Genomic DNA, 23,532 nt, shown 5'->3' on the forward strand with positions numbered 1-23,532 from the left:
AGGCCTTATGAAGACCAGAGATCTGCTATCAGGGAAGAATACCAACAATTTAGGGTACATCTCTGCATTTTTCTCTGCAGCATTATTTGGCTCGATCTCAACTTTAGCAAAACCAACAGTGTCAAATGTAGAGCCATTACTTTTAGCAGGAATTGTCTCATTGGTAGCAGCTGCTGCATTTACTCCCATAGCTGGAAGAAAGAGGATCAAGCTAGATCGTCGAGAGTTTGGAATTTTAGGATTAGTTGCCTTATTGGGCGCAGTACTGGCCCCAAGTTTCTACTTTTTTGGATTACAGTCAACTAGCGCATCAGATGCCACAATATTATCAAATTCTGAAATTGTATTTACAGTGATTTTAGCAATACTGTTCTTTAAAGAAAAGATTCGACGGACAGGATACTTTTCAATAGGTCTTGTTTTTACAGGGGTGGTTCTAGTTACAATAAATACAGATTTTTCATCAAATGTTTTAGATTTTGCAAATGTTGGAAATCTCTTTATAATTTTGACAATGTTTTGCTGGGCATTAGATAATAACTTGAGTAAAATTCTAACTAAGACAATAGATGTATCCCGTATAGTTCATCTAAAATCTTTACTTGGTGGGGTAGTACTAGTAGGAATTGTATTGCTCCTTGGAATTCCAATTTCAGTGAGCGAAGAAAGTTGGATCAATATAATTCTGTTAGGGATAATTGGAATTGCTGCACCAATGTTTCTATTTTATTATGCAATAAAAAATATCGGAGCAGTCAAAACAATTCTAATCTTTTCAACATCATCAATCTTTGGTGTAGTGTATGCATTTATTTTCTTACAAGAGCAGATTCAATATCATCAGATAATTGCTATGGGAATAATGGTTTTTGGAATAATGCTTTTACGAAAAGAGAACACTCACACTACAGATTAGGAGATTATTGGCAAAGTGTTTGAAATGTCTTTGATTGATTCAGAGAAATCCATGTAATCAAATCGTTGAGGGTGACGCTTTAGATCATTAATTCCATACCGAAGTCTTTGCTTTACTGAATCAATAGTTTGAGTAATCTTCTTTTTTTCTTCTGGTCCTAGTTTGTCTTTTAGTTCATGTAGATTGTCTTCAATTTGTTTGATGGTTTTGACTATGCTTGTGATTTGGTTCTTCTCCTGCTCAGTAATGATTCGTTTCTCATATGCAATTGGCTGTAACATTCTCATCTGATACAAAAGATAGTAGGTATCATTTCGTAGTTTATTTCTAACCGTAAATGTACGCAAGGTCTCATGTTCTTTGGCAAGGTGTATTTGTATTGCAAAAATGGTAAAAGTAAAGAGCAGCACTATACTTGCTGCAAAAACATTTGTCATGTCACATTCTGCATCACAACGAAAAAAATACGGTGCCATATCATGCATAATTGAAGTTAGTACTATAATCTCCAATGGATTGGCAAACATATCAAAATATGGTAATTTTAGAAGAATTAGCTTTTGATGTTCATTTGGACGAACATCGGTTCTCACTCATTGTGAGCTTGCTCGCTGTGGGGAGGGGTCTTTTCATCATGACAGTCACAGTGACATAGGTATGTTTTATGGTCATTCATACAGTCTATGCAGTCATAGTGTTTTCTATTTTCACATGCTCCACAGATCATACCTAGTATTACTAGAGATTATTTGTAAAGCTTTTCCGATAATGAATTTAAGAGTTAGTAGGTAGTCTCGCTTTTTCCAAGCAATTCTTGTGTCATCTCCATGTATCTAGCTGGATCCAATTCCTTTGCAAACCCCTTGTCAATGTGAATCAAGTAGATAGAGTGTAGCCTAGCATTTTGAATATCAGAGTACTCTATTGGTGGGTTTTTGTAAAATTGATCGCATATTGATTTGACTTTGTTGATTTCATCCTGAGTTCGAAATTGAGGAGCGACTAGGAACAGTTTTGCCAAAGGCAAGATTCCAATCACAGGTGTTGCAAGTGAAAATTTAGAGCAGTACTTGCTGTATCTTGCAATTTTACTCATTATTCTTGCAGCATAGTAATCCACAGTATCTAGTGCATGCTCAGGTGGCGTAAACCCAGTCTCGATTTCAATAATTGTCGTGCCATCTCCTTTTTTTGCAAAGATATCACATACTAGCACATCAGAAACTTGCTTTTCTACATCAACTGAATAGTCATGAGAGATTAAATTTGAAGCGCAGATTAACTCCAAAACAGAATGATTAATCTTTACCAAGTTTTTTTGGTACATTTCAATTAATCTTTGCCGAACAAAATTTAGTCGGGGTTTCTGCTCATCATTGAGTTGTGAGGATAACTTTTCTGTAATCTCATAAACATCATCACGAAACTTTTCTAAATCCATCAATCATCAGAATAATTGACCAAACTAAAGAGATTTCTACTGTATTGATCTCATTTAATTTGCTTTATAAAAACCACGAATGCTTTTTGGAATTCGCAGTGTAAATGTGGTTGGCGATAAGGTAACATCAATTGTTCCACCGTGTTGCTCTACAATGTTTTTACAAATTGATAATCCAAGACCTGTTCCTGTCTCTTTTGTTGTGTATAATGGCTCAAACATCTTCTCCATTGTTGCTTTTGTCAATCCATTTCCAGAGTCAGTGAATTTTATCATTGCATATTCCCCATCATCTAAAATTTTAATCAAGATCTCACCGGATTCATTCATTGCCTGTATACCATTTGTAATCAAGTTGGTAAATACTGCCTCTAACTTTTTGGAGTCACAGTTTACTACGACATTTCTATAATCACGAACAATCTTGACAGACTGTGGGACCATGATGTTAGATATTGATGAATCCATTATTTCAGATAGAGGAACACGTTTTAGATGTAATTCTGATTGTCTGACAAAATCAAGTACATCTTCGATTTGATATGATATTTTTTTAGTTGCAGATTCTATTCTTCGAAGTTTTTCTTGTATAGACTTGTCAAGATCCGTGTGTTGAATTTTTAGTATTTCGACTGTACCCTTTATGACAGATAATGGATTTCTAAGATCATGGGCCAATCTTGATGCGAGTGTGCCAACAGTTGCCATCTTTGATGCCTTTGCAAGCTCTTTTGATTTTTGTTCAACTGTAAATGAAAGTCTCTTTTGCTGAATTTCGAGCTCTTTTTCTCGAACTATGAGACTCTCAAGATCACGCTTTAGTTTTTCATTTAGTTTGTTGTATCTTGCTTTTTCTGATTGTAATTCTGCATTTGTTTGTTGAAGACGTTTATTTTCATCATCTAAATTATGAGATAACTCTTGGAGAAAGTCAACTTTTGATTTTAGGTCGCGGTTTGTCTTTGCAGCCTCCATAATCTTTTGACTAGATGTGTGTGCCAAGTCCTCTAGTAAAATCTGCTTTTCATCTAGCTCTTGTTTTGCCAGCTCCAAATCTTTTTGTGCCCTAACGGTCATTTTGGAGATTTCATCCAATAGTTTAAAGTTGGACTCTTCTGATGCTTGCAATGACTTTCTATAGTTTTTTGGCTCAAAATCCTATTACACTGTGTATGTTGCTATTGAACACACACTGAACCTAGCCTCAGACTACATCAAAATGTTACACATCACGTAAAAAATAGTAGATATCGGATCTTAACAGGAAAATTTCTGAGTGAGTCTCATGAAATCACTTGTGGTATTTTTTGGAATTGTATCATTATTTGTCATACCAGGAATTGCATCCTCTGAATCAACATTATGGGATTTGCTAATTTCTGCAAGTGTAGAAAATGAGCCATTATTCAAGGGAGAGAATCCAATGGTCACAGGTCAAGTGATTAATCATGCGGGAAAGCCAGTGTCTAATGTCGATGTAAAAATAAGATTAGATGTACAATCAGCAGTGGCAACAACAGATGAAAAAGGATTCTTTTCTCACGAGTTTACTGGATTAGACCTCTTGCCAGGAACACACATCATTAACATTATGGGAACATCACAGGATGAAAAAATTGGATTAACAAGCACACAGTTTCAAGTAAAGGGAGAGCTGCAGGTTTCATCACAGACATCAAAATTGCTTCAAACTCCAGAAGCCACCAAATACTTGAATGCAAAGGCAAGTGACTTTGAAAATGATTCTATTGGCATCACACTATTCAACTATTATCAAGAGCTACAAAGAAAGCTAGTATTACAGGAATCAATACAAAAGAAGATCGTAGAACAAGATTACATCCTAGAGCAGCATCGCAAGGTATCAACTGAGATTAGTCAAAAAATAATTGATGAAAAGAATCCAGGTGCAGGCACATACTCGGGATGGAAAAAAGATGTCTTTGTGGATAATCTAGACCCGTCAGTAAAAGGAATTATCAAAAATCAGTTAAACTATACCCTAAATGTTTTCAGTGAGGCCCAAAAGGCAATGAATGAAGTACTGCAAAATGGAGGAACTATGAAGGAGGCACGTGAAGCATACTTGGTAAAAGCTACAGTGCCACGTGATGTCATGGAAGGATTAACCATAGAGAAGAAACAAGTGAATGCAACTGCACCGCAAACAGAAGAGATTATCATTCCGGTGGAAATTATGACAAACTCTACACTTTCAAATGCTCAAAAATCAAGTGTAGATTTGATTGTAAATGGTACCTCAATTAAAGTGGGGTCTAGCCAGACCACAATATACCTAAACATCAATGGAACACTAATAGAGTTCATAATTAATGGAACGCAGATAATTCCAGTCACAAATTCCTCTCAAAATTAGATATTTTCTTCCAAAATGGAACTATATGATACGATCAATTTCCGACCTCGATATATCAAAAGCCCGTTCATGCCCAATTAATGTTTGAAACGAGGGTTAGCTTGGGCAGAGGGATACTCAAAAACCTATCATCGATACTAATCGATGAGCAGGGAGTACCTATTGAAAACATTTGGGAGACCATAGAGGACTTTGGTATAAAGCGGGACGAACTAAAGAAGATAGACCCGACTTACAAAGAACTCTTTGAGATCTATTCAGCAATTAGGGCATACAGAGTTAGTGTAAGGTACCTAAAGGAGCTGAAAAACAAATTCAATCCCGCATAGGGCTGAATTTGTAAAATGTTAAACCTCACCTAAGACAACAAAAAATGGGCATGGGCATAAAATGGACAAGTGTGATCTTAAAGAAAAGTTAGTGATACTAGCTATCACTACAGGAATCTTTCTTCCAGTTAGGGTACTCTTTGCATCATATGTATCAGAACACTGGCTTGGAAGTCTAGGACTAGGAACCGCATTTGGATTATTCTTTGTTATAATGATTAAGAAAAAACAGCTAGGATGGTTTGGCAGAATTTTTGAAAAACAGATGAGAAAGACCCTTTCAGGAAAGACTGGCAAGTATCTCTTTGTATTTTTGATAATCTTTGCAACCTACTTTGGAACTAGCCTATATTTGATTGACAGAGGAAATACATTTTATGAATCAGACAAGGAGATATTCTATATTGCAATTTTAGAAAAAGGAACCAATCTAACTATCTCAGATATTCCAATTGAGCAACTAAATGGCCCAATAAGAAATACTGCGCAGGAATTTTCCTGGATATACAACATTGACTATGCCATGAGTATTGCATTTGCAATAATGGATGAATCCACAGATGGATGGCTAGGTCATTTTATCTTTGTAGTATTTGTAGAGCAGTTAGAAGGAATAGGCCTCGTATGGTTCTACAGAAAGACGTTTAAAAAAACAGCCCCTTTGCCTGTAAATTCATAAAAATTGTTTGTGCTCAAGACACATACACAGGATAATAGGCTCTAAATTTTTCAAAGTTGTGCCTAATGAGTTTAAAGCATTCATCTCAAAATAATCAAGACGTTGATTTTGAGTCACTGAAATCACTTGAGACAGACAAGCTAACCATAGATGAATTACCAAAAATTACTGCAAAATTAGAAGAAAGTCTAGAATGTGAAAGCCTTGAAGTTTTACTATCCATCGCAGTCAAAGATAGTATTCACAGAATTGTAGAAAACGTAATGGGCATTCTTTCTATAAAAGATGAAAAAAACTATTCCATAGAAGCATTAGGCATTAAGATTCAAAATTTTGTCAAGGGCCAAAATGCAGGAACATTTGAGTTCTATGACAGAGCAGGAAAGAATGTCTTCAAAATTGAGCACAGTTTAGGAAACATTGGGACTCAGTTCTTTAAGGATCTAATAACTTCCTCCCTAAATGCAAACTTTGCTGATGTTACGTATCATTCAACAGAATCAAATGATTCAGTAAGTGTTGTGTTCAGGCAGATCTAAGCTACTTATAGATTTCTCACCAATTATACAGATTCGTTAAATTTTAGATTAGAATATTGTAATACATGTTTGAATCAGAATCAAACTGGTCTAGTCATAATACAGATCTAATTGATTACGTAAAACCATCAAAGTCACTAATTCATTTCAAAACGATCTCAGTTTGTAATTCATGTGGAAATCCATCGCCAGACCCACCAAATGATCATTTCTTTGAAGCACCAAACATGACTCTCTGTGAATCTTGTTATCTTGATTATACAATGTTAAACAACAACTAAGATTACAGCTGCACTTCAAGTATAATTTATCAGTCCTACGCGCGTCTTATATTCAAAATTTACAAAATGGAATCATGAAAGTAGACATACCAATTCCATGTCCCTCTTGTGGTGGAAAGATGTACTCAGTTGCATATAATCCAGCATTAAAAATTCTCAAAAACAGAAGCTGGCATGTTTGTAAAGAGTGTAATTTTGAAAGAAATGTAGAGGACTTCAAAAAAGCCATCTGTTGTGCGTAACAGCAGATTCTTTTTTTTCTTTTCCATGTCTGTTCAAATCGCACAGACAAATCAAAATGAACTCATATTGGAACGTAAAGTGGGGCAATGTTACTATTTCCACCAATATTTCATGGATTGCTAGGATTTTTTCTAGTTAGTATCATGGCCCTTTCATTGTTTGTTTTTCCGGAAATTTTTGCAGAAGAATGGACAATTGAGATTCAAGATGGAGCATCAGAAGGTGTATTAGATATGGCGTTTCTGCCAGACAAAGTTGCATTTGCAAAAGGAGACACCATCAAAATTAGAAATAATGACTCAGTTAGTCATCACATAACCAGTGGATTGCCAGACTTTCCAGATTATTATGGATATTTTTTTGATGCAGGGGTAATCAAACCAAAGATGGAATCAATCATTCCATTAAAAGAAGTAAAAAATGAGGCATACTACTATCTGTGTGAAATTCATCCCTGGATGACAGGCAAATTGTTTGTAAGTGATACTATAGTTGCACAGCCTGAAACACAAAATCCAATTACATTAAACAAGAATCTAGTCAGCAAAGGAGAACCAGTGACAGTATCAGGTACTGTGCATGCTGATTTTTGGGGCTCAGAGTATCAAATGCAAATTTATGATGAACAAAATAAACTCATAGACATCATTTATGGCAAGTTCGATGATAACTCAAGCTATTCAGAAACTATTGATACTAGCATACTTGTTACACCTGGAAATTACAAAGTAAATCTAGTCTATGCATTGCCAAGTAAAATTGCTAAAGCTAATTTTGAGTTCTCAAATAAATCCCTGTTAGGTCAATCAGATGTTCCTTCATGGATAAAAAATGTAAGCAATCTATGGTGTTCAAGTGATATCAAAGATGCAGAATTCTTAGACGCATTACAGTACATGATCAAAAATGAAATCATCAATGTTGACTCCAAAGTAAAAATCTATTCTGAAAAAAGAGACATTCCAAACTGGGTAAAAAACAACACATGCCTTTGGTCTGATGATAAAATCTCAGATATTGAATTTATCTCTGGAATAGAATACTTGATTAACACTGGTGCAATCAAAGCATAGTTCAAATGTTTTTTTATCGGTCTTAAAACAAATCAATAATGAAGATTCTTCACAAAGATTCCTGCATTACTTGCAAAAAGACCATATCACAATTAGATAGAATGAAAGTTGACCTACAAAAGCGAGACTTTTTCAAAGAGCCACTTTCAGAATCAGAACTAAAAAAAATCCTAAAACTAGCTGGAAAGAAACCCTCAGAAATAATTAGAAAGAGAGACAAGATGTTCAAAGAGCTGAATTTTGAGCAGAAAAACTACTCTGAATCTCAAATCATCAAATTTATGATAAAATACCCAGGATTGATTCAAAGACCCATAATCATTACTAAAAACAAGGCCCACATTGGCAAGGTTGATCCCAAAAAAATCTAGAATTACTCGCTGTTTTCTTTTAGAAATATTCGTACAGCTTCAAGATGAGAGCAATTTGCCTTGATTCCTTTTCCATGGTGAAATTTGTAAAAATTTTTGAAGCCAGGACATTCACAAGAATCAGATGTAACAACGTATGATTTTTCTGGATCGCTTGAGGACTTTATCTGATAGAGATCATCATCTATTTTTACAACGCCTCCACTTTCTACCAATTTCTTTGCTTTTCGTATAGTATTTGCACTCATTTTGAGATACTAATAACGCATTTAGTAATTATTGTTATGGTAATTATGGAAAGAATTATTTTTTCTAGTTTTTCTAAATGAAAAAAACTGATCCAAGATCAGAGACATTCTAAAATAGTTATTTAAAATCCAAGATAATCGGAGAGGGGAGAACACTGGCAGTAGAACGTAGGTTTAACCAAACACCGGGGGATACAAATTTGAGTATCTTAGGATACATGAATAAAATAGGAACGTGGTTGAATCTAAGACAGATTACAACAGGAACGCCGGGTTCAGACCTAAACAGAGACAGATTAAAAAAAATCATTGATTCATTTATCGCCAAAGGATTTGTCGAAGTCAGAGATAGTGAAAATCCAAAAGCAAAATTTGAATACAGAATTACTGACAAAGGAAAATCATCATTTAGAAAATGCATAGATTTTGATCCAGACATCAGATTTGTTTTAGGATTACAGGATCCAAAGGGAGTTTAGAGCCTAGTCAATCCAAAGCATAGAATAGCCTTGTTCTTCTTCAAAGATAAGATCAAGCTTAAAGTATTTTGGAATAGAATCCATCAGGTCAACTAATTTGTTTGATTGTAAATCATCATCAAAATCTTTTGCAATGCACAGTACACGAAAAACTCTAGAGCGTCCCTTTGCCAATGCAGAGCATAATGAATTCAAATCATCAAAAGTGACTCGTTTATCGTAAAACTTTACGATAAAATCGCCTTTCTTTGTAGAAACAACTGCATCAACTTGTTCAGAACCAACAGATACATCTTTACGAACACGCATTGAATTTGCATATTCTCCTCTTTGAAGCTCTTTTAGTGCAGGAAATACTAGCGAGGATTGATTCAGAATTTTTTCAACTCTTGTTTCTCCTTCAGGAATTGATGTCTCAAAATTTACAAGATATGATTGCCGGATAAATTGCCTCTCTATTGATTCAAATTCTTTTCTGTGAGAATGGCCTCTGTATGTAACCCAGAGAAAAAGAAATGACAAAAGACCAATAACAATACCGTTGCCAACCATAAGCCAAATTTGGGTCATATACAGTGTAACTATACCATCGGCTGGAAAGATCTCTTCAGAATATGGGATAAATGCAAGAAGGGTCACATCCTCATCGGAAAGGTAGATTTCTTCAATGTGGCCATGCTGACCTATCTCCTGATGAAAGTAAATTTGAGATGCAGAGATGATTCCAGAAAGCGATACTAGTCCAACAATTACAAAGATAATTGTAATTCTATACCAAAAACCTAGTTTAGTGATTGCAGATTCTAATCTTTCAGATAACGTTAAGTTGGCCTCTCCACTTGCCACATAAACCCCCTTAACTTAGCGTATTTAACGAATTGTGACAAATTGTAACATGATACAAAGTCTTCAAAACCGCTTTTATAGATAAAATTGTCTCATTCTCATGTCACAAGCAAATTTTGGACAACCAGTAGTGATTGATTCAGATGTAATTCTTAAAGAATTTCAAGAAGGACGTTCACTAAAACCAATTGCAAAAAGAATCAAGAAACACAAATCACGAATGGTGATTCCAGAATCAGTATTAGGAGAGATAAATAAAATCACCGGGACAACTCCAATTCAAGTTTTAGACAAGGTTTACGAGTATCACAGACATCCAATCACAATGGATCAAACAGAGGAGATAAAAACAGAATCAGAAAAAATTTCTGGAAAATATACAACATGTGCATATCCAGATAATCTGATTTTGGCAACTGCCAAAGTCACAGGCTCTGCTCTAGTAAGTTTAGACAAAGGTTTGTTGGATACTGCAAAACAGGAAGGAATTCAAGCATTTTTGCCAAGAAATTTCATCAGATGGTGGTAATAAGGAGAAGGATGATGAAGTTTCTTGTTCTAGAACCAAATGAAAGAGTGGCAAAAATGTACCAAAAGTTCTTTGAGCAAAAACAGTATCAGGCCTCTATCGTACAAGATGAAACAGAATGCATGAAGACATTTGAAGTAGAGGATTTTGACTGTGTCATACTAGAAAAGTCAATCTTTGTAGAGAATAAAAGGTTGGAGGATCAAATTCTGGAAAAAAATCCAGAACAAAAAATTTTATTTTTATCACCATACATGAATATGGATGCCCCTGGCATATCCAGAGTAACGCAAGAGATCATAGAAAAGCCATTTGCCATGGTTAGGCTTCTTAGTCAGATCCAATTTCAAAAATCTAAAAAAATTCTAGTTACAAATTAGAAAAATCATTTGTATAATTAACAAAATTTACCTGTAATAATATAAGTCAAGTTTCTATCCGATTTTTGTGGGAATAAAGCGATACGTCTCAACACGACTAGTCACCATGTTTGGGGTCCTAATGGCAACGCTGCTGCTAACAGTGGCACTAGTAGGCTCTAACATGGACACCATTTTGACTCAAGGAGTAGTGTTTCAAGTAAGAGCAGAAATTACAGAAAATCCCGAAATCGTAAAGAGTTTTTCTAATGCAGAAGAGTTTGAGAGTTTTGTTCAGGACCAAATCAAACAGAGAGTCAAAACTTTGGGATTAGATGAACCGTGGTATGCTCCACAAAGAATTGGTCTGACAATGTTTAAGATCTTAACATTAGATTTTGGTCATGCCACTTTTCTGACAAGTGATTCAGGCTCATCAGATGTCAAGGACATCATATTGGAGAAACTTCCACGGACAATTCTGCTGTTTACCACAGCAACAATAATTATTTCAGTAATAGGGATTTTTCTTGGGGCAGTATCAAGTAGTAAAGTTGGCTCAAAGATAGACAGGTTAACATCAAGTTTTGCCATTATTAGTTCAAGTTTTCCTGTTTGGTGGATAGGAATGTTGATGATCTTTTTGTTTGCATTTGTGTATCAGATCTTCCCAGCTAGGGCAACACCATCAATATCACCTACAGACCCAGGTTATTTTGCAGCTTTGCTATACCATATGGCTTTGCCATTAATTACAATTGTACTAATTGGGTTTGGTTCTTGGGCATATCTTGTTAGAAACTTTATGGTAGGAATTATGCAAGAGGATTTCATTGCAGCAAAAAAAACTATGGGGATTAATCAAAAAAAGATCATATATCGACATGCATTAAAAAACGCAGCACCTCCAATAGTTACCATTCTTGCACTAAGCCTTTCAGGCTCTCTAGGCGGAGCAATCATCACAGAAGCTGTGTTTGATTGGCCGGGAATGGGAAGACTGTACTTTGAGGCAATTACAGTTATGGACCTACCAGTGATTATCGGTGCAACGTATGTTCTGACTGTCTTTTTTTTGATTAGCATATTTGTTGCAGATGTACTGTATGGTTACTTTGATCCAAGGGTGAGAACATCATGAGCAATGTAACTACCAATGAGATACGACATGAATTACTACATAGTAAGTTGGGCATAGCTGGAATTGGAATACTAGCAATTCTTGTTTTGATTTCAGTAATGGCAATAATTACAATTCCACTTGATACTTTTAAAGAATGGAATAATCCTAGCAGTTGGCTCACTTATCCTAAAACCTCAGTTCCAGCATGGGTGAATAATTTTCAATCTGAAAAGATTCCAGAACATAGAATTTTACAAGAGACCGCATCTGAGAATCAAATTGCTGGAGACCTGTACGTTTACACAGAACAGTTCAAATTTAATTATTCATTTGATGATTTCCCAAATGATTTCATCTATGAGTTTACAGCAGATTATGTTGGTTCTCCATTAATTGATATTATAGTAGTGAGACCAGACGGCCTTAGTTTAGATTTGATTTCAACATCACTTCCAAATTCAGAATCATCTGTCATACATAATGAAAGAATTTTTTCAACGGATGAAGCAGTAAAGAAGAATTTGCTATTGCAATCTCATAAATTCAATTTTGAATCTGCAAAATTGTCTGCAGAAGATATTGTATTTTCAAACCAAATGAATCATGAAATTCTAAAGGGAGATTACGTATTTGTAGTAAAGATGTTTTCTGCCAATTCCGAGAGTAAAATTCAAAGCTCTAGTTTGATCATAGGAGGAAAAGCATTTGGAATTATGGGCACTGATGAGCTAAGACGTGACCTGGCAATAGGCCTGCTTTGGGGAACACCCCTTGCATTGTTCATTGGAATTGTAGTTGCAATAGGCTCTGTCATCATGGGATTACTATATGGAATCTATGCAGGATACAAAGGAAAGTTTGTCGATGAATCAATGATGAGATTTAATGATATCATATATGCACTTCCTGCTCTTCCATTCCTAATCATACTGGCAGTAACGATTAGCAACAGCATATTTTTGATGATTGGTTTTTTGATGATCTTTGGATGGGTAGGAGTCGCCAAAGTTTCTAGAAGTATGGCACTACAAATCAAGACAAAAGGATATGTTGAGGCAGCAAAGATGATGGGGCAAAAAAACTCAAAGATCATTCTAAAACACATCTTACCTCAGTTGCTACCATACGCCTTTGCAAGTATTGCAATTTCGGTTCCAGCCGCAATAACTACTGAAGCAGGTCTGAGTTTTTTGGGGTTGGGAGACCCCAGTTTTCCAACATGGGGCCAGATTCTTCATGATGCAAACACATTTGGTGCTGCTGCAAGGGGACTTTGGTGGTGGATAATGCCACCAGGGATAATGATTGCAATTACAGGTCTTGCATTTGTATTCATAGGAAATGCATTAGATGCAATAGTTAATCCAAAATTAAAAAAGCAGTAAAACTAGAGAGAGAATTTTCTTATGATGTCTAGTGTTGCATCATTTAATTTGAGAGTGTATGCTGCAGCATTAGGATCTTCTGATTCAGATAAAACCTCTGCAAATTTTGTCTTGTCTTTTCCTCGCTCATGCATTCCACCAGATTCTTTAATACATAAAGGAAATTTTTTCATGTTTAGTTTGTTCTTTGTAAGATAGTCAATGAATTTTTTATAATTTTCAGTCTCATACCAGTCTATGTCTTTTTCTTCACATGCAACAATCCAGGTATCAATTGAATTTTGATAAATTGCTTTCTTGCGTAGTTCTTCTAAGGTCATCTTTGTAATTTAGAAATCTGCACGCTTCATCTTGGAGCCACAGCGTGGACATTCTCCACCCTTGTAACGATTGTTGCAAACAAGACAGACATACTTTACAGCAGAACCAGCATTAGAATTCATGCCAAAGAATCCTCCAGCGCCAGTTCCAGAGCCACCATAGCCTCTAAATCGGCTCATGTATCGACGTCTAAGCATTAATGGAAATGCAATAAAGATTGCAATTGCAGCGACCAAGCCATATGGAGGAGGAAGAAGTAATTGTAAGCCTATGCTTACTGCTAGAGATGCAAACAGGAAAATCAAATATGTCTTATAATTGAACAAATCATTGTAATTTCTTTAAAATACCATATAAGGTTTTGTCAGTTTTTTGTCTACTTAGACTATGGATATTGGAATTGAGTTTCCTTTACTATCCCATGCCAAAATATCATCATCCTCATAGGGGGATTTTACAATCATAGATACTAATCCAAAGAAATTATGCAAATCAGTTACTGATGGCTTTGCAGGACCAGTTGGGTGCGAATGTACAGTTCCAACATAGCTAGTATCAAAAGGCAAGAATGAATGTGGAAATCCAGCAAATGTTGGGCCCCCGTGTGAAAAAGGAGGAATAACCAAGCCATCAATCATTATGTTTCCATTTTTAGATTTTCCTTTAAGAATTAAAATTCCTTCATTTGGATGCTTCATTTTACAATAAGAAAGAATTCCATCGCGTACATCGGTTTTTAGTGAAACGCGTCGCTCAAAATTTGATTTTTTAAAAATCATATTCTGATACTACTCTGAGGCAATAGAATAACGTATGGCAGAGATTCCATCTAATCTCTGCTGTATTTGAGAAATAATTCTAGGTCTAGAGTCATTTAGTTCCTTAACTTCAGATTCCAAGGATCTAATTCTTGATTCTAGATCTTCTATATTCTCAACATGTTTTTGTAAGGCATGTTCTTGCTCCTTTAGTTTTTTTGAATCAAAAACATCAAGCATAGATTCCAAATCGGTTAATTTTGTATTGTATTCAAAAATCTGCTTGATGTATCCATCAAGCATCTCGGTGGTCTCATCAAGATAGGTAAGTGATTTTTGTACATCCTTAACCGATATAGATTCAGAAATAACTGCCTTTCTTACAGACTGAATAATCTCAATTAAAGCAGACTTGTTCTCAGATGTAAGTACATCAAAGGGGTCATGAAGTAACTTATCCAAGAGGTTACGCTTATCCTTATCCAATGAAGATACATACTGATACTTTCCCAAAGGCCTAGAAATCTTTGTGAATTGCAAGTCGATTTCATTTTTGATATCATGCTTAGTGGTTTTAAATTCGTCAATTTTTGCATTAATATCTAGATATTTTTTGTATTCTGGACTGGATCTGAGTTGTTTTATGTTATTGTTCACTTCTTCATGGGATTTTTTGGTTTGAAGTAGAGTTTCAGAGAGTTCAGAAATACGATGCTTCTTTTCTTCGATTAAAGACTTTTCTTCTTCTAATTTTTTGATGTAATCTAAGATGTCGTTTCTGCTGGAATCTATTTGGGTAAAATTTTGTAGTATTGTTTGTATCTCAGAGTTGTCAGAATTTAGAACGGATAGAATGTTTTTCAGTTTGTCAGCATATTTTTTTGCAAATATGTGTATGACACGAGATTGCCTACCTAAAACATCACCCATTTTTTTTAATGCATGAGATACATCATTGCCAAGAGTCACTGCATCATCATAAGAGTCAATTTTTGAGAATTTCTTATTGGCTTCGTTTTTAATCGTAGATATTACTAGTTTTTTTCCTCTAACTACTAGAACCTTGAGATGCTTATCAATATCATCCACATTCAAGTCATCTTTTTCCAATTCTTTGGCAATTTTGATTAATTCCTCCAAATTAGGATTAATCTTTGCACCAAAGTTGTTTATTTCAGCAATCAGAGTCTTTCTTCGAATTTCTTTGATATCATCAACGATACTTGGAATCTGTTCTACGGTAATTTGTTGTTGTTTTGGTTCAACTTTTACTTGATTCTCACTCTTCTTTTTTCCCCAACCAAAGACCATTTTTGTTATTATTCACATGTCCGATAAATGTGTTAGAGTGATTGAAAATTTAAATGGTCATCTAGTGAATCAGGAAAAGTATGAAGGAATACTACACCGGGACAGTCAAAAAAACAGTTACAATCAAAGTATCAAAACACAAAGTTTGGAAAAAAATTTCAAATATCGTTGGACTGGACTGGCTTGAAGGACAAAAACGTACTATTTACTTGTCAACGAAAAAACGAGACGTCGGTTCCATTAGGAAAATTTTCTTCGATAATGGAGATATCGTAGAGGAGCACATAGTTGGCTGGAAAAGCAACGAGTATTTTTCATATATTGCAGTAAGCGGATTGCCACTTCGTGCTTATCATGCAACAATATCCATGGAGCAAAGTGGAAAAAATTCCCAAAAAATAACGTGGCAATCGTATTTTAATAGTGAAAAGATGACAAGAAAAGAATTTTCAGATTTTATAAAATTCCTAAGTGGTTTTTACCAAAATTCATTAAAAAATTTAAAGAGTTCTTTAGAATAGCTATTTTTTTCTAGACATACTGTCTATCTTTCGCAATAGCATGTTTAATGAAAATGGCTTTTCAATAACGTCTAGTTTTCCTAGTAATTTTTCACCAGTTTGATCCTCAATTAGGCTTCGAAGGTATCCTGATGCAAATAATATTTTTTGATTTGGTTTCTTTGAAAGAATTTCTTTGGCTGCCTTTGTGCCACTTTTTTTTGGCATGTTATGATCTAACAATACAAGGTCAAATGGGTGTGAGTCTATAGAGTCAAATTCAGAATTTGTCAATGCATCAGCATATTTTTTTACACATTCATTACCATCACTAGTAATTATTACAGTATGCCCATTGTTTTCTAATATCTTTTGATACTGCATTGCAGTAAATTTGTTATCTTCTGCAACTAGAATTCTTAATCCCATATTACTCAATTTTTGGCCAAATTTTGAGTCTATTAGTATCAGTATGTCTAGTGTGAACAACACAATTACACACTCAAACTGTAAATATGATTATGAAGAAATCAACCTGTGAGCGATACCAGATTTACTTTAATTGGAGTCGGATTCATCTTTGCAGGATTTATGATACTAAGCATCTTTGGAAACCAATTCTTCTTTGTATCAATTGAGGCAGAAGAGTTTGGAGAATGTTTTGAATATTTTGAAGATAAACCACCTGTACAAGTTGATTGTGGAATAAAGACTCAGGACAAAGGATTGTTTCTAGCAGGAGTGATTGGAGTTTTAGTTACTGGAGTTGTGTTTTTGATAAAGGGGGTCAAAGGAAGATGGGACCAAGATGTAAAACCAGAAGACATGGTAGGTCCAGGTCATGACAAGCAAACTGGAAAAGATGATTCTGAAAAACCCAACTAAAAGCGAGTCATGACAAAAACGGCTGCAAATCCAATAAGAAAAACTATTCCTGCATAACTGAGAATTTTTAACCACAATGGCGGCTGAGAATCCTTTGAGAGGTACTTTCCAGTAACTAGCTTAAAGTTAAAGATTGCAATTACAGGTGCTATCAAAAATGATAATGTAGTTGCAAAATCAACTAGTAGTTTCAAATTATCTTGGAATTGAAATACCACAACTAGAGAGCCCACAGTCAAGATTAGAATGAAAAAAACATAGTATCTTTGGAAACTAGTGCCTGAAGGATTCCAAAGTAGTGTGACTGTTCTGTGAAGGGAGCGAGAGTAACCATCTAAAACCGCAATTATGGTACCAAACATTACGCTAAATGCAGAAGCTGCGATAATGATATAGCTCCATTCCCCAATTGTTGTAGTGTATAAAGTCACGACTTTATGAGCAAACATGGAGTTATCATTTGGCAAATCTTCAGTTGTCCCATAAAATATGAAAGAGCCCAAAGTTACAAAAAATACAGCTAGTACTGCTGTAATGATGTAACCTATTCGAAATTCAAATAATGTCTCTTTTAGTGTTGGTTTAAAATTAGTCTGTTTAATTCTCTCCAAAGTCCACAAGCTATTCCAACTGGAAAGATCAATTGCAGTAGGCATCCAACCCATCAATGCAATCAAGAAAAATATTCCAGACTGTGACCAGATCTCCTTTGCGATAAATCCCTCCTCAGGTTTTATCGGTCCGTTTATCAAAACTAGTATAAATGCAATAACAGTTGATACCACCAATACAGAGCCAATTATCTTGATCAAACCATCTAATGTTCGATATTTACCAACGCTTAGAATTGTCACACACACTGCAAATAAAATTATTATCGGATATGCCCCAAGAAACTCTATTTGAAATAAATTTTCCAAAAACCCTGCAGTGACAAACCCTACTGCAGCAGTTACAAAAAACATCGAACCGATTGTAATAAAAAAATAAAGCATCAATGCTTTTTGTCCTAATCTTTTGTAGCCATCAATTATGCTAGTGCCAGTGACATTTGCATAACGAGACCCATACTCAAAGAAAGGATACTTTAGTAGATTTACTATCAGTACAATACCCAACAATAAAAAACCATATTCTGCCCCAGCCCTCGTAGATTGAATTAGATGGGACACCCCAATTGCAGTGCTTGCAAATAGAATTCCAGGTCCAAGTGTCTTTAAGAGACGACTGTATTTTTCCCTCAATTACATTTCATGAGTGAAAAATGAAAGTATATCAGGCTAATGCTAGCCAATCATAGGAATTTTAGCCCCATGTTGTGGATAATTTTAGACTAGGAAGAATTTCAATAGTTTTGCTCACACATTACCATGAAAAATCACATTGATTTTATGATGAAGATTCAAAGCAATCCGTATTATCCTGTTCCTATTGACCAGTACTCAGAGCTATTTGACTTTGTTTTAACACAAAACGGCATGATCTATTTTGAACGCTTAAAAAAAGAATATGATGCAGGAAGTGATTTATCTGAAGATGAAAAACTGTATCTTTCAACATTACACCTAGCATATGCAACTATGAAAAAAAGTGTCAAGGAATGTCACGAGTGGCAAGCATACATGTTCTTGATAGGTGAAGAAGTAAACATAGACAAATCTGGAATTAAGGAGAATCTGAAAAGCATGAATTGCATAGCAGATAACCCAAATTATAATCCAAAACTCTACAAGTCACACATTATTTGGAAAAACGATATACTAGATACAATAGATCCTAATTAGTAATCAAAGAAAAAATCTAAGATAAAATTATTGTATAGCACTTGCTTTTGCTTCTGGTGGAGAGTTTATTGGATCAACTGTTATAGTGACAGTATCACTTGCTTTTCTTCCAAATTCATCAAAGACTCGAAGCTCAAAGACCAATGTCTTTGTTTGACCATTTGCTACAGTTGGGCTGGTAAATGATGCCTTTGCAGAAGATGGAGAAGTCAGTTTTACTTCCTCACCAGAGATTTGTTTCCATGCATATGTCAAGGTCTCACCCTCTGGATCATGGCTATTACTACCATCAAGGACAACCTTTACTTTTTCATTGACTATTCTATCAGGACCTGCATCTGCAACAATGTTGTTATTCATTAGATTAACGACAGAAAGCACTAGAGAATCAGAACCAGATAGTCTTCCATCAGATGCGCTGCATGTCAAAGTAATTTTTGTATCCACTACAACATTTGGAGCATTAAATGAAATTACACGTTTGCTAGGATCACCCAATGCTATGTTACCATTAGAAGACCAGTTTATTTGCAAATCATCTCCATCAATGTCAGTTGCAGTACATGTTAGGGTAACAGGGGAATTTTCATCAGTAGATACATCTGCCCCAACTCTGACTACAGGTGCGCTGTTTTCAGGGGATACATATACAATCATTTGATCAGCGGTTCTTGCACCCTCAGAGTCAACTGCAGAAAGTTGGAATACCAATCTTTTTGATTCATTTGATGCAACTTTAGGCGCCATAAAGCTTAGCTCGGTTCCATCAGAGGTAATTTTTACTGCTTCACCTCCAACTTGGGTCCAAGTTACGGTTATTGGATCATTATCGGTATCAAATGCATATCCATTAATTGATACACTTGTCTCACCAGTGACTTTACGGTCAGAGCCTGCATCAACGTATGGAGGATTGTTTGCACGAGTAATTGTTACCACAACATCATCTGTTCCAGTGTTTCCAAACTGATCAGTGACTTTGAATTCAAATACAGCATCAATTGATTTTGTATCAATCAGCGGTGTGAAAAAGTAAATAATTTGAGGAGAGCGCTCATAATACTCCATCTTCATTCCTGACTTTTGTGTCCATGAGAACTTTATTCTATCATTATCAGGATCCATTCCAGTTCCAGATAATTCAACTAGACTTCGTTGTCTAACAGAGATATCATCACCTGCATCAGCAATTGGTGATGCATTCTTTGGAAGGACTTTTACCATTGCTAAATCAGATGCCCATCCATTTGATGGGGAATATCCAGTAAGTTGGAAAACCAACAATCTTTCTCTGTTATCAGAAAGGTGAGGAGCAACAAAATCAACATTTGCTTCTCCAATTGAGCTAAGTCTAACGCCAGGACCGGTTAATTGTACCCAAGTGTAGCTGATAGGAGCATTGTTTGCAGTAGTTCCAGAACCTTGCAAAGTAACTGTTTCACCAGAAGTTACAGTTTGTAATGGTCCTGCATCAATCTGAATTTTGTCATTTCGTAGTATGCCTTCATATGGACGAAGATAAACGATATCACTTCCTTCTCCCCCATAACCATCTGTAACTGTTAATCGAAATGTTACAGGTGCTGTGATTTTTGTTTTAAGATCATTTGGAGTTAAAGTAAGAAATCTTTCATTAGTAGTGTGTAAAGTAATTGGATCACCAGAAATTTGTTCCCATTTGTATTTTAAATCATCACCATCAGGGTCAATCACACTGCTTACAAATGTTACAACAGTTACTGTATCAGAGATTAGTTGATCACGTCCAGCATCAACTACAGGAGCATGATTAACTGGATTAACAACTACTTCGACGGTTGCAGTACTTTTGGCGTTTTGAGTATCAGTGACAGTTAGTTGAAATGTTAAAACTTTGATTTGTCCGTTTTTTACATCAGGGGCCATAAACATTGGATTGGCAGTGGTATATGATGAAAGATTTACAGTCTCTCCACCAATCTGTTCCCATTTGAATGTCAGGTCTTCTGCATCCTCATCGAATCCCTCTCCAAGTAGGGTAACCATCTTGTTTTCTACCACTTCAATTCGCTCAATTTGTTGAGCATATGCAAACTCTGAATATCCAATTAATAATGAAAGTGCAATCAAAACTGAAAGCAACGCATATCTAGATTCGCTCTTCATTGTCTGTAGAATCGATGGAAATATAGGTAAATAAATTAGATCATCGATTTCTCCATATCGAACTTTATGCGACAACATTTGCCTTGTTTGTAGACTGGTGTATAGTGCCCCAATTCGTTCTTGACCAAAACCGTTCATGAAAATAGTATATTCCCGTTGCAAGAATATTGAAGACTATTGTAATTATTGATGTCTCATAGATGTCGTTTGTGAATAGCCAACTTAGAATAAAGAGCATTCCAGTTGTAGAACCACGATAAATTGCAGTCTTGAGTAATGTTCTTTTTTTGCTATCCATGAAAAAGAGTCTCATTGCATTAGGTAATCAAAACGATGTTGTGCAGTAATTGCTACACCAGTTTTTAAGAAAATTTGTTTTTCAAATGCAATCCCTATATAGACGAGCTAAGATTGGACAAAGTCATGGAATTGCTTATCAATGGCTTGCTTGTTGCAGTTGGACTTGCAATGCTGTACTTTGGTGCAGAATGGTTGGTCAAAGGCTCAGTATCCATTGCACAAAAATTCAAGATTAGTCAGCTAGTAATTGGTTTAACCATTGTTGCCTTTGGAACATCCACCCCAGAGTTATCAGTTAGTGTCTCATCTGCAATAAACGGAGTTTCAGACGTTGCACTTGGAAACGTTGTTGGCAGTAATATCGCAAACATTGGACTAATACTTGGAATCTCAGCAATTATCACACCAATTGCAGTTGCAAGGCAAACCATTCGCAAAGAAGTTCCCATAATGATTGGGGTTTCAGTTCTTTTGTTAGCTGTATCACTTGATGCACAGATCTCAATGATTGAAGGAATTTTATTGGCAATTGGAGTTGTAGCATTTACTGTTTTTAGTTACAAGAGTGCAAAAAAAGAGGAACAAGTTGTAGAATCAACAGACGGAACAGTTAGTGTAAAGACAACCACATATCGCTCTATACTCTTAATTGGAATTGGCCTAGTTCTTCTTACAATTGGCTCCTTTGTGACAGTAGATAATGCAGTATTAATTGCTCAAAATATTGGTATCTCTGAAAGAGTTATTGGCCTCACTCTAGTTGCAGTTGGCACCTCACTACCAGAATTAATCACATCAGTTGTTGCTGCAAGAAAAGGCCATGCAGACTTGAGTGTAGGCAACATTGTTGGAAGTAACATCTTTAACATATTGGCAATAATTGGAATCTCTGCATCAATTGCAGGAATTACAGTCAACGATTCAATGTGGAGTGATTATTACATTATGATAATTTTTGCGCTGGTTCTTTTACCTATAATGAGGACTGGCTTTAAGATTAGTAAATTAGAAGGAATTGCATTGCTTGCAGGCTATCTGATATACACTGCAGTCTTACTCTTAATGTGATTAAAGGATTCTAAAGTGATTTGAATTTCTTCATTGCTTCTTTTGCTAATTTTTCAAGATCAGCGCCTGAATCTTTTGTTGGATCTTCAGATGTTATAGCCTTATCATAGTCATCTTGAGTGTTGCTGAATTTTTTCTTTTTTTCTGACATTACATAGTGTTAATCTTGAATCTATAAAATCTCTTTTACAATTTTTTGCAAAATAAAAATAGATGGCTGAGTTTAAGGCTCAACCATTGCTAATTTAGCTTTTACGCTGTCATAGTATCCGTTAATCTCCATTGCAGGAACATTAAACGTGGCTGATACTACGTCACCAACTTGGGCGCTACATTCTGAAACAACTACACTAATGCCCAAAGCAGATTCGCCAACACAGCCATATTCTGTTACTGCCAGAACTGTCACGTCTTCTGTAACTTGTGTTGGAATTATGTTCCAAGGCGTTAGTGTAAGAACAAGTACCACTGTTAATCCAGCTGCAATCAATGCAATTACTGGAATTGCTGGTGCTTTCTTTTCTTTTTGTATTGATTCTTGCATTTTTTTTCTCCTCACTATACTTACGTATTCATTCAATATAACCAGCAGGGGTTTTTTTTGCTAGTGCCAACAATTTTGAGCACTAGACCACTAGAAAAGAAATTCTTGAAAAAAAAATTGTTTTATGTGATTACTCTACTTGAAAAACATGGGAGAGATAGCTACCAATGAAGACATCACAATGGCAGATAATGAATGGGGAATGATTTCAAAAGATCCAAGAATGTATGAATCAGGAGTAGATAATGCAGTAATCGAAGTGGTAGATAAGGAAAATAATCTTCAAAAGATTACGTTCAAGAAAGGCGGAGTGCTCAATCTTGGGCGCCAAGGAGATACAATTTATCTGTCTTGGGACGATGCAGATATTACATAGGTTTTTGAATTCATGAGGATTTTTGAGAGAGTATCTAGTTTTAGTACTAGATCCCACTAAACTAAGCATGTCATCAGAAGATAGTATAAGGAAATTCAAATGTAAAAAATGCGGTTCACGCTTCAAGTATGAGAAAAGATTGCAAAAACACGATGAAATTGCCCATAATAAGAAAAAGGAAAAATGCAGAGCGTGTGGCGAGGAATTTCATTCTGAAGACAATCTAAGAAAGCACAAAAAAGTTTGCACGGAAAGAATCTGAATTAAATCATTAGAATTAACCAAGGCAGATTGTGGTCATTAATCAAGACACAGTTTAGTT

General features: G+C 35.5%; 35 protein-coding genes. 20 read left to right on the forward strand and 15 right to left on the reverse strand.

Annotation, left to right across the window (positions count from 1 at the left end; translation table 11 throughout):
• Nucleotides 1-7 precede the first annotated feature (7 nt).
• Nucleotides 8-916 carry a DMT family transporter gene (locus C6988_RS06745; RefSeq protein ID WP_182134294.1) on the forward strand — a complete coding sequence of 303 codons (909 nt, stop codon included), beginning with the start codon at nt 8-10 and terminating at the stop codon, nt 914-916.
• On the opposite strand, the gene C6988_RS06750 is transcribed toward C6988_RS06745, so the two are convergent.
• The 3 genes from C6988_RS06750 to C6988_RS06760 form a co-directional block, all read right to left on the reverse strand.
• On the reverse strand, nt 913-1,509 hold the full coding sequence (locus tag C6988_RS06750) for a hypothetical protein (RefSeq protein ID WP_182134295.1): 597 nt from the start codon (nt 1,507-1,509) through the stop codon (nt 913-915). The two genes, C6988_RS06745 and C6988_RS06750, sit on opposite strands and share 4 nt — an antisense overlap.
• Nucleotides 1,510-1,697: 188 nt before the next feature.
• The gene (locus C6988_RS06755) at nt 1,698-2,357 is read right to left on the reverse strand and encodes a hypothetical protein (RefSeq protein WP_182134296.1); all 660 of its coding nucleotides are present in this window, start codon (nt 2,355-2,357) and stop codon (nt 1,698-1,700) included.
• A gap of 54 nt (nt 2,358-2,411) precedes the next feature.
• Entirely contained in the window at nt 2,412-3,485 is a 1,074-nt protein-coding gene (locus tag C6988_RS06760) for a sensor histidine kinase (RefSeq protein WP_220463414.1), read from the reverse strand.
• A gap of 148 nt (nt 3,486-3,633) precedes the next feature.
• On the opposite strand from C6988_RS06760, the gene C6988_RS06765 reads away from it, so the two are divergent.
• From C6988_RS06765 to C6988_RS06800, 8 genes are all read left to right on the forward strand, one after another.
• A complete protein-coding gene (locus C6988_RS06765; RefSeq protein WP_220463415.1) occupies nt 3,634-4,734 on the forward strand; it encodes a carboxypeptidase-like regulatory domain-containing protein in 1,101 nt (366 codons plus the stop codon).
• Nucleotides 4,735-4,835: 101 nt separating this feature from the next.
• Nucleotides 4,836-5,063 carry a hypothetical protein gene (locus tag C6988_RS06770; protein ID WP_182134299.1) on the forward strand — a complete coding sequence of 76 codons (228 nt, stop codon included), beginning with the start codon at nt 4,836-4,838 and terminating at the stop codon, nt 5,061-5,063.
• Nucleotides 5,064-5,124: 61 nt separating this feature from the next.
• A complete protein-coding gene (locus C6988_RS06775; protein ID WP_182134300.1) occupies nt 5,125-5,742 on the forward strand; it encodes a hypothetical protein in 618 nt (205 codons plus the stop codon).
• 65 nt (nt 5,743-5,807) lie between these two features.
• Nucleotides 5,808-6,281, forward strand: a complete 474-nt coding sequence (locus C6988_RS06780; RefSeq protein WP_182134301.1) for a hypothetical protein — start codon at nt 5,808-5,810, stop codon at nt 6,279-6,281.
• Nucleotides 6,282-6,346: 65 nt separating this feature from the next.
• On the forward strand, nt 6,347-6,562 hold the full coding sequence (locus C6988_RS06785) for a hypothetical protein (RefSeq protein ID WP_182134302.1): 216 nt from the start codon (nt 6,347-6,349) through the stop codon (nt 6,560-6,562).
• A gap of 74 nt (nt 6,563-6,636) precedes the next feature.
• The gene (locus tag C6988_RS06790) at nt 6,637-6,804 is read left to right on the forward strand and encodes a hypothetical protein (RefSeq protein ID WP_182134303.1); all 168 of its coding nucleotides are present in this window, start codon (nt 6,637-6,639) and stop codon (nt 6,802-6,804) included.
• 87 nt (nt 6,805-6,891) lie between these two features.
• Nucleotides 6,892-7,878 carry a cupredoxin domain-containing protein gene (locus C6988_RS06795; RefSeq protein ID WP_182134304.1) on the forward strand — a complete coding sequence of 329 codons (987 nt, stop codon included), beginning with the start codon at nt 6,892-6,894 and terminating at the stop codon, nt 7,876-7,878.
• Between the two features lie 38 nt (nt 7,879-7,916).
• On the forward strand, nt 7,917-8,249 hold the full coding sequence (locus C6988_RS06800; RefSeq protein ID WP_182134305.1) for an arsenate reductase family protein: 333 nt from the start codon (nt 7,917-7,919) through the stop codon (nt 8,247-8,249).
• Between the two features lie 2 nt (nt 8,250-8,251).
• Here C6988_RS06800 and C6988_RS06805 read toward each other — a convergent pair whose 3' ends face one another.
• Nucleotides 8,252-8,497 carry a hypothetical protein gene (locus C6988_RS06805; protein WP_182134306.1) on the reverse strand — a complete coding sequence of 82 codons (246 nt, stop codon included), beginning with the start codon at nt 8,495-8,497 and terminating at the stop codon, nt 8,252-8,254.
• Between the two features lie 200 nt (nt 8,498-8,697).
• Between C6988_RS06805 and C6988_RS06810 the strand changes: the two genes are divergently transcribed.
• Complete coding sequence (locus tag C6988_RS06810; protein ID WP_182134307.1) at nt 8,698-8,976, forward strand: hypothetical protein; 279 nt, start codon at nt 8,698-8,700, stop codon at nt 8,974-8,976.
• Between the two features lie 3 nt (nt 8,977-8,979).
• On the opposite strand, the gene C6988_RS06815 is transcribed toward C6988_RS06810, so the two are convergent.
• Nucleotides 8,980-9,822 (reverse strand): hypothetical protein, encoded by an 843-nt coding sequence (locus C6988_RS06815; RefSeq protein ID WP_182134308.1) that lies wholly within the window; start codon nt 9,820-9,822, stop codon nt 8,980-8,982.
• A 100-nt stretch (nt 9,823-9,922) separates the two neighbouring features.
• Between C6988_RS06815 and C6988_RS06820 the strand changes: the two genes are divergently transcribed.
• The 4 genes from C6988_RS06820 to C6988_RS06835 all read left to right on the forward strand — a co-directional run bounded on the left by C6988_RS06820 (nt 9,923) and on the right by C6988_RS06835 (nt 13,218).
• Nucleotides 9,923-10,351, forward strand: coding sequence for a PIN domain-containing protein (locus C6988_RS06820; protein WP_182134309.1), 429 nt, complete (start codon nt 9,923-9,925; stop codon nt 10,349-10,351).
• A gap of 14 nt (nt 10,352-10,365) precedes the next feature.
• Nucleotides 10,366-10,731, forward strand: a complete 366-nt coding sequence (locus C6988_RS06825) for a response regulator transcription factor (protein WP_182134310.1) — start codon at nt 10,366-10,368, stop codon at nt 10,729-10,731.
• 73 nt (nt 10,732-10,804) lie between these two features.
• A complete protein-coding gene (locus tag C6988_RS06830) occupies nt 10,805-11,851 on the forward strand; it encodes an ABC transporter permease (protein ID WP_255464447.1) in 1,047 nt (348 codons plus the stop codon).
• Entirely contained in the window at nt 11,848-13,218 is a 1,371-nt protein-coding gene (locus C6988_RS06835; protein WP_182134311.1) for an ABC transporter permease, read from the forward strand. Before C6988_RS06830 ends, C6988_RS06835 begins: the two co-directional genes overlap by 4 nt.
• Before the next feature lie 2 nt (nt 13,219-13,220).
• Here C6988_RS06835 and C6988_RS06840 read toward each other — a convergent pair whose 3' ends face one another.
• The 4 genes from C6988_RS06840 to C6988_RS06855 are packed head-to-tail and all read right to left on the reverse strand — an operon-like array spanning nt 13,221 to nt 15,608.
• Nucleotides 13,221-13,538, reverse strand: a complete 318-nt coding sequence (locus C6988_RS06840) for a hypothetical protein (protein WP_182134312.1) — start codon at nt 13,536-13,538, stop codon at nt 13,221-13,223.
• Nucleotides 13,539-13,547: 9 nt separating this feature from the next.
• Nucleotides 13,548-13,865, reverse strand: a complete 318-nt coding sequence (locus C6988_RS06845; RefSeq protein WP_255464347.1) for a hypothetical protein — start codon at nt 13,863-13,865, stop codon at nt 13,548-13,550.
• 54 nt (nt 13,866-13,919) lie between these two features.
• Nucleotides 13,920-14,318 carry a Mov34/MPN/PAD-1 family protein gene (locus tag C6988_RS06850; protein WP_182134313.1) on the reverse strand — a complete coding sequence of 133 codons (399 nt, stop codon included), beginning with the start codon at nt 14,316-14,318 and terminating at the stop codon, nt 13,920-13,922.
• A gap of 9 nt (nt 14,319-14,327) precedes the next feature.
• The gene (locus C6988_RS06855; RefSeq protein ID WP_182134314.1) at nt 14,328-15,608 is read right to left on the reverse strand and encodes an exonuclease SbcC; all 1,281 of its coding nucleotides are present in this window, start codon (nt 15,606-15,608) and stop codon (nt 14,328-14,330) included.
• 80 nt (nt 15,609-15,688) lie between these two features.
• On the opposite strand from C6988_RS06855, the gene C6988_RS06860 reads away from it, so the two are divergent.
• A complete protein-coding gene (locus C6988_RS06860) occupies nt 15,689-16,129 on the forward strand; it encodes an SRPBCC family protein (RefSeq protein ID WP_182134315.1) in 441 nt (146 codons plus the stop codon).
• On the opposite strand, the gene C6988_RS06865 is transcribed toward C6988_RS06860, so the two are convergent.
• Complete coding sequence (locus C6988_RS06865; RefSeq protein WP_182134638.1) at nt 16,130-16,537, reverse strand: response regulator; 408 nt, start codon at nt 16,535-16,537, stop codon at nt 16,130-16,132.
• Nucleotides 16,538-16,645: 108 nt separating this feature from the next.
• Here C6988_RS06865 and C6988_RS06870 point away from each other — a divergent pair, with 108 nt between their 5' ends.
• Complete coding sequence (locus C6988_RS06870; protein WP_182134316.1) at nt 16,646-16,993, forward strand: hypothetical protein; 348 nt, start codon at nt 16,646-16,648, stop codon at nt 16,991-16,993.
• Here C6988_RS06870 and C6988_RS06875 read toward each other — a convergent pair.
• A complete protein-coding gene (locus tag C6988_RS06875; protein WP_182134317.1) occupies nt 16,990-18,237 on the reverse strand; it encodes an NRAMP family divalent metal transporter in 1,248 nt (415 codons plus the stop codon). The two genes, C6988_RS06870 and C6988_RS06875, sit on opposite strands and share 4 nt — an antisense overlap.
• Nucleotides 18,238-18,363: 126 nt before the next feature.
• Between C6988_RS06875 and C6988_RS06880 the strand changes: the two genes are divergently transcribed.
• Nucleotides 18,364-18,777 carry a hypothetical protein gene (locus tag C6988_RS06880; RefSeq protein ID WP_182134318.1) on the forward strand — a complete coding sequence of 138 codons (414 nt, stop codon included), beginning with the start codon at nt 18,364-18,366 and terminating at the stop codon, nt 18,775-18,777.
• 27 nt (nt 18,778-18,804) lie between these two features.
• On the opposite strand, the gene C6988_RS06885 is transcribed toward C6988_RS06880, so the two are convergent.
• Both C6988_RS06885 and C6988_RS06890 read right to left on the reverse strand, forming a co-directional pair.
• Nucleotides 18,805-20,922 carry a PKD domain-containing protein gene (locus C6988_RS06885; RefSeq protein ID WP_182134319.1) on the reverse strand — a complete coding sequence of 706 codons (2,118 nt, stop codon included), beginning with the start codon at nt 20,920-20,922 and terminating at the stop codon, nt 18,805-18,807.
• A 64-nt stretch (nt 20,923-20,986) separates the two neighbouring features.
• On the reverse strand, nt 20,987-21,220 hold the full coding sequence (locus C6988_RS06890) for a DUF2061 domain-containing protein (protein ID WP_182134320.1): 234 nt from the start codon (nt 21,218-21,220) through the stop codon (nt 20,987-20,989).
• A 125-nt stretch (nt 21,221-21,345) separates the two neighbouring features.
• Between C6988_RS06890 and C6988_RS06895 the strand changes: the two genes are divergently transcribed.
• Nucleotides 21,346-22,290 (forward strand): calcium/sodium antiporter, encoded by a 945-nt coding sequence (locus tag C6988_RS06895; RefSeq protein WP_182134321.1) that lies wholly within the window; start codon nt 21,346-21,348, stop codon nt 22,288-22,290.
• 10 nt (nt 22,291-22,300) lie between these two features.
• Here the strand turns inward: C6988_RS06895 and C6988_RS06900 are convergent, their stop codons facing one another.
• Together C6988_RS06900 and C6988_RS06905 are read right to left on the reverse strand one after the other, a co-directional pair.
• Entirely contained in the window at nt 22,301-22,441 is a 141-nt protein-coding gene (locus C6988_RS06900) for a hypothetical protein (RefSeq protein ID WP_182134322.1), read from the reverse strand.
• A gap of 72 nt (nt 22,442-22,513) precedes the next feature.
• Nucleotides 22,514-22,834, reverse strand: coding sequence for a hypothetical protein (locus C6988_RS06905; RefSeq protein ID WP_182134323.1), 321 nt, complete (start codon nt 22,832-22,834; stop codon nt 22,514-22,516).
• 148 nt (nt 22,835-22,982) lie between these two features.
• Between C6988_RS06905 and C6988_RS06910 the strand changes: the two genes are divergently transcribed.
• Complete coding sequence (locus C6988_RS06910) at nt 22,983-23,210, forward strand: hypothetical protein (protein WP_182134324.1); 228 nt, start codon at nt 22,983-22,985, stop codon at nt 23,208-23,210.
• A gap of 22 nt (nt 23,211-23,232) precedes the next feature.
• Complete coding sequence (locus tag C6988_RS06915; RefSeq protein WP_255464353.1) at nt 23,233-23,472, forward strand: C2H2-type zinc finger protein; 240 nt, start codon at nt 23,233-23,235, stop codon at nt 23,470-23,472.
• Nucleotides 23,473-23,532: the final 60 nt, after the last annotated feature.

It is taken from the genome of Nitrosopumilus sp. b1 (assembly GCF_014078545.1).
Lineage (GTDB): Archaea > Thermoproteota > Nitrososphaeria > Nitrososphaerales > Nitrosopumilaceae > PXYB01.